The sequence below is a fragment of the Natrinema soli genome, assembly GCF_028618695.1.
On sequence record NZ_JAQIVI010000036.1, the window covers coordinates 1 to 4,888 of the forward strand.

A 4,888-nucleotide genomic window follows, 5' to 3' on the forward strand; every position below is an offset into this window, starting at 1 on the left:
GGCCGTCGACGTCCGCGGCACCGAGCGGCTGCTCGAGGCGGCCGCTGACGCCGGCGTGTCGAACGTCGTGTACGTCTCTATCGTCGGCGTCGACGACATCCCGTACTCGTACTACGAGCACAAGCTGGCGGCCGAGCGGGCCGTCGAGGCAAGCGAGGTCCCGTCGACGATTTTCCGCATAACGATGTTCCACGAGTTCGTCGGCGAACTGCTCGAGACCGTGTCGACGCTCCCGATCTGGCCGCTGCCAACGGGGATTCGGCTCCAGCCGATTGACGTCGGGGAGGCTGCGGACGCCGTCGTCGAGCGCGCAACCACGGAGTCGGCCGGCCGCGTGCCCGATATCGGCGGTCCCGAGGTACGGACCGTCGGCGACCTCGCGCGGTCCTACCGCGACGCGAGAGGGTTACGCCGGCCGATCGTTCGCCTTCCGATTCCCGGAAAGACGGCCGCCGGCTTTCGAGCCGGCGGGGCGATCTGTCCGGATCGGACCGTTGGAACGGTGACGTGGAACGAGTGGGTTGCATCGCAGTTCGACTGATCCACTGCGGCTGCGTGCATCTCTCAGCCTGCGGGCGCGATCCCGGTCGAACGCGTCAGCACGCTCGAGACCGATCGCGAGCGCGCCGTCGCTGCCGTCCGACGTCGCCGACGCGGACCGCGTGCCGCCGCTGCCTCGAGGCCTCGGCAGTGCTCCGGACAGTTCAGGGAGAACCGTTAAGGTATGCTATCATCTACCAATGGAGATGAGCACGTTAAACGAAGAGATGGCCGACGTTCGGTCGGACGTCGACGACGTGCAAACGCAGCTCAGGGAGGACGTTCCGGCGTTCTTCGAGTTCGATGTCGCCGTCGGGAATATCACGTACAATGCGAACACCAACAGCGTCTCCGTCACCGTCGAACCGAGTTCTCGAGCGCGAGAGCAGCTATCGGACGAGCTCGGCGGCGTGACCGTCAAGACCGACGGGAAACTGGAGTTCGAATTTAGACTCACCGAGTCCCAATCCGAATCGGAATAAGCGAACCGGTCGGCCGTCGATGCTGCTCGAACCGGAGGCCGACCCGATCAGTCGGCCGCGAGTTTGTCTAGGCCGGCCGATTCGATGTCGTCGCCGTCGACCGACGAGCGCAGCGAGTCCATTCCGTCGTCGCGGTCGATCTCGAAGTCGGTTTCGTACAGCTCCGCCACGCGAGTCATCTCCGATTCGGAGAGTTTCGGCACGTCGCTGGCGGCCGCCCACTCGTCGATGTCCGCCTTCGTCCGGAACGTCGGCGTGACGGTCGCGACGGAATCGTGGCTGAGGAGCCACGCGATCGAGGCCTGTCCCATCGTCCGCTCACGGTCGCTTCCGCCGGTCGCTCCCTGCCGTCCGCTCGCTTCGCTCGCGGAGACGCCGTCACGTTCCAAAAAGCGCAGTTTCTCGAGTTTCTCCCAGCCGGTCTCGTACCACTCCTCGGGTCGGAACCCGCGGTGGTCGCCCTCGCCGAGTTCGGTCTCAGGGGTGACCTGCTCGTTGAGGATCCCCGAGGAGTGCGGGACGCGGGGGATGAGGCTGGTCGACGAGTCCGTGCGTTCGATCGTTTCGAGGAAGTGGTTGCCGACCTCCTGCTCGAGCATATTCCAGACGAGCTGGACGGAGTCGAACTCCTCCTCGATGGCGAGGTCGCCTTCCGCGAGCCAGCCGATCGAGGGGCCGAGCGCGAGCCCGGTGGCGTCGATCAGCCCGTCCTCCTCGAGTTCGTCGAGCAGCTCGAGGACGTCCGGCGTGATCTCGTCGACGTCGGCGTTGTGGAGTTGGAGCACGTCGACAGAGTCAATTTCGAGGCGCTCGAGGCTCTTGTGGACGGCGTCACGCAGGTAGTCGGGGTCCATCTCCTTGGGGAGTTCGCCGTGGCCGGCCTGCGGGTTGTCGTAGAAATCGTAGCCGACTTTGGTGGCGATCGTGACCTCGTCGCGGACTTCCGAGAGGGCCTCGCCGAGTAATTCCTCGCTTCGGCCGTGGCCGTAGACGTCGCCCGTGTCGAAGTACGTGATCCCCTGCTCGACGGCGTACCGGACCATCTCGATGGCGTCGTCTTCCGAGCGGTCGCCCCACCAGTCGGTCCCGACGACCCACGCGCCGAAGCCCACCTCGCTGACCTCGACGCCCGAGTCGCCCAGTTCGCTGTGTTGCATAGCCGCCCCTTCGAAGCGGGGGAACTTAGGGTGAACGGAACGCTCGAGACGCCGTCCGAACCGGTTCGGCCGTGACCCCCCAAGTCGAACTGCGTAACTGTTGACCCGCGCGTCGGACCGGCGCATCGAGTCGAATTCGCGCCTGCGTGTCGAATCGCTCTTGGGTACTCGGCTGACACGTATGCGTATGGACGACCGCCGTTTCCGCACCCTCACCCCCAGTCGGCTTCTACTGGCGGTTCTCGTCGGTATCGTTCCGCTGGGGCTCCTCGCTGCAAGGACGTTCGCGTTTCCGGGTGACCGAGTCACGATCGGTGCGGTCGTGGTCGGAATCCTCCTGTTCGTCAGTGCGCTCGCGCTCCCCGCGCTGCTCTTGGCTCGCTGGCAGTCCGACAGAGAATCCAGGTAACCCGCGTGCCAGTGGGTCCGGCAACCGTCGCGGGACAACCGAACCACTATCAACTCTGCGGGCAATAGCTCGGAGTATGACAAAGCGGTACGTGTCGCTCCCCGACGAAGCCGAAGCGGGGATGCGCGAGTTCATCGACGAGGTCGACCGACGGCTTGCGAGCGACGAGGATACCTGCTCGGTCGTCGAAGACGTCCTGATTGACCTCTCGGGCGACCGTGAAGCCTACGAGCGCTGGCAGGCCGGCGAGTCGGTTTCCACAGCCGAACGCGTCCGCCTGCAGAGCTACGATCCCTGTAACACGACCCTCGAGAGCGAGTACTACGCCGAGAAGGACGAAGAGACGTTCCGCCGCTCCAAGCACCTCCAGTGGCTCTGGCGGCAGTTCGACAGCCTTCCCATCGCGGACAACGTCGAGTTCGCGCTGCGATTCCGGCGGATGCTCGCCGACCACCTCTTCGCGGACTGTGGGGACGACTGTCGCTTCTTCAAGGGAATCTCGTTCACCTACGGTCACAACATCACGATCGGCGACAACACCGTCGTCCACGACGGCGTTCACCTCGACGATCGGGGGGAACTCACGATCGGCGACCGCGTGTCGATCTCCGACGGCGTCCACATCTACAGCCACGATCACGACGTCGTCGACCAGACCGCGGTCCGCAACTACCACACGATCGTCGAGGACGACGTCCGGCTCACCTACGACTCGATGGTTCAGGCGGGCAACAAGGTCGGCGAGAACGCGATCGTCGGCGCGCGCGGCGTCGTCCAGTACGACATTCCCGCCCACCACATCGCCGTCGGGATGCCCGCCCAGAGCGTCAAGATCAAACCCGGCTGGGAAGACGTCGCAACGCCCGTCGAGGACGCCGGCACCAACCAGCAGGAACAACGCCACCTCGAGTACGACCTTCCCGACGATTTCGCGGCCTTCGACGAGTTCGGGCGAGATCTGTAACCGTCCTCCCAGTTCCTCTTTCCGTGACTCTCTTCGCGTCGGAACTCGGGGAATATCCAAGTGCCTCGAGAACGTATCACACACTGATGGCGCTCTGGGGTTGGCTCATCGGCTACGTCGTGCTGTTCGCCCTGCTCCACCTGTTACTGTACTACATCTACGCCCGAAGTGACGATGACGACGGCGAGCGCACCCCGTCCTTCGCCGACCCGAATCGCGCGAGCGTCCGAACCTCGCCGGGACCCGATCGGTACCCGCGCACGGCCGACGATATCGGGGACACCGAACCGGAGTACGCCGATTCCGACCTCGAGATCGAGGGGGAGACGATTCGCTGCCCCCACTGTGGTGCGCCCAACGAGGCCGATCAGACGTTCACGTACTGCTGGAACTGTATCTCGGGGCTCCGGCAGTGACCGTCGCCGGCGGGGGCGCTCATCGACCGGGTCGTCGATCCACCCGATGATCGGAGCCGGATGGTAATCGGACCGAAGCAGTGCGAGAGCCGATTCACGATTCGTTCAGATCTCGGTGAGGTTCCCCAGTACTAACTACTGATAGTCGTTCGATCTAACCGATTTGGGCGGTAACAAACGATTACGCTTTTGGTATTCAGACAGAGAGGTGGAGGGGACGAACAGTAATGACAGGATACGCTCCCCGCGCCGCGCAGTCTCGCTCTCCCTCCCTGTATCGCGCCTCCCACGACCCCGACGGCCCGGCGACCCTGAGCACGACCGTAAGCCACGCGCTGGCCGACTGTATGGGCGTCGACGTGACCGACAGCCGCATCTCGCTGTACGATACCGTCGACCCCGACGCCCTGGACGCGCTCTTTCGTCCGCGCTACGACGGCACGCCCCGCGCCGGCGGTACGCTCTCGTTCGTCGTCAACGGCCATCACGTCCGAGTCCGCAGCGACGGCGAGATTCTCATCGAACCGCCCGCCCGCCGCTGACACGATCGTCGAAACCCGCCATTCTCACCGACCCGTTCCAGCAAAACCCGACCGCTCTTACTCCGACAGCTCCGCCGCGAGCCGCTCGAGGTGATCGACGCCGACGACGGCGACGGCGTCGCCCGGCTCCGATCGAATCGTCTCGAGGCGATCGACCATACACCCTTCGCGCGTGTCATCGCGGTAAGACAACGCGCTGCCCTCCGTCTCGACGCTGCCCAGCAGCGCCTGGACGCCGGCGACGTGCGAGCGCTCGTGAGCGGCCTGTCGATCCGGCGGGTCCTCGGGATCGATGTCGTACTCGACCCGCTCACCGGGGACGACCGTCATCGACGTCGCGTGAGTCAGCGTCGCGGCCACCCGACAGGCGAGCGCCTC

7 protein-coding genes and 1 pseudogene are annotated in these 4,888 nt (G+C 65.1%); 6 read left to right on the top strand and 2 right to left on the bottom strand.

Annotation, left to right across the window (positions count from 1 at the left end; genetic code table 11):
- Nucleotides 1–541: SDR family oxidoreductase (locus PGX04_RS02745; RefSeq protein WP_273737114.1), on the top strand; the 541-nt coding region annotated here is incomplete at its 5' end.
- 205 nt (nt 542–746) lie between these two features.
- Complete coding sequence (locus tag PGX04_RS02750; RefSeq protein ID WP_273737115.1) at nt 747–1,022, top strand: hypothetical protein; 276 nt, start codon at nt 747–749, stop codon at nt 1,020–1,022.
- Nucleotides 1,023–1,069: 47 nt separating this feature from the next.
- On the opposite strand, the gene PGX04_RS02755 is transcribed toward PGX04_RS02750, so the two are convergent.
- Complete coding sequence (locus PGX04_RS02755) at nt 1,070–2,179, bottom strand: aldo/keto reductase (protein ID WP_273737116.1); 1,110 nt, start codon at nt 2,177–2,179, stop codon at nt 1,070–1,072.
- Nucleotides 2,180–2,366: 187 nt separating this feature from the next.
- Between PGX04_RS02755 and PGX04_RS02760 the strand changes: the two genes are divergently transcribed.
- From PGX04_RS02760 to PGX04_RS02775, 4 genes are all read left to right on the top strand, one after another.
- Nucleotides 2,367–2,588 carry a hypothetical protein gene (locus PGX04_RS02760; RefSeq protein ID WP_273737117.1) on the top strand — a complete coding sequence of 74 codons (222 nt, stop codon included), beginning with the start codon at nt 2,367–2,369 and terminating at the stop codon, nt 2,586–2,588.
- 76 nt (nt 2,589–2,664) lie between these two features.
- Entirely contained in the window at nt 2,665–3,552 is an 888-nt protein-coding gene (locus tag PGX04_RS02765) for an acyltransferase (RefSeq protein ID WP_273737118.1), read from the top strand.
- Nucleotides 3,553–3,638: 86 nt separating this feature from the next.
- Nucleotides 3,639–3,968, top strand: a complete 330-nt coding sequence (locus tag PGX04_RS02770) for a DUF7577 domain-containing protein (RefSeq protein ID WP_273737119.1) — start codon at nt 3,639–3,641, stop codon at nt 3,966–3,968.
- A 227-nt stretch (nt 3,969–4,195) separates the two neighbouring features.
- A complete protein-coding gene (locus tag PGX04_RS02775) occupies nt 4,196–4,510 on the top strand; it encodes a HalOD1 output domain-containing protein (protein WP_273737120.1) in 315 nt (104 codons plus the stop codon).
- A 57-nt stretch (nt 4,511–4,567) separates the two neighbouring features.
- On the opposite strand, the pseudogene PGX04_RS02780 reads toward PGX04_RS02775, so the two are convergent.
- Nucleotides 4,568–4,888: pseudogene (locus PGX04_RS02780) on the bottom strand (hypothetical protein); the annotation flags it as partial.

Excerpts from the sequence above, each read along its gene's own strand:
- PGX04_RS02750 (WP_273737115.1), top strand. The coding sequence starts at position 747 with ATGAGCACGTTAAACGAAGAGATGGCCGACGTTCGGTCGGACGTCGAC.
- PGX04_RS02755 (WP_273737116.1), bottom strand. The coding sequence starts at position 2,179 with ATGCAACACAGCGAACTGGGCGACTCGGGCGTCGAGGTCAGCGAGGTG.
- PGX04_RS02760 (WP_273737117.1), top strand. The coding sequence starts at position 2,367 with ATGGACGACCGCCGTTTCCGCACCCTCACCCCCAGTCGGCTTCTACTG.
- PGX04_RS02765 (WP_273737118.1), top strand. The coding sequence starts at position 2,665 with ATGACAAAGCGGTACGTGTCGCTCCCCGACGAAGCCGAAGCGGGGATG.
- PGX04_RS02770 (WP_273737119.1), top strand. The coding sequence starts at position 3,639 with ATGGCGCTCTGGGGTTGGCTCATCGGCTACGTCGTGCTGTTCGCCCTG.
- PGX04_RS02775 (WP_273737120.1), top strand. The coding sequence starts at position 4,196 with ATGACAGGATACGCTCCCCGCGCCGCGCAGTCTCGCTCTCCCTCCCTG.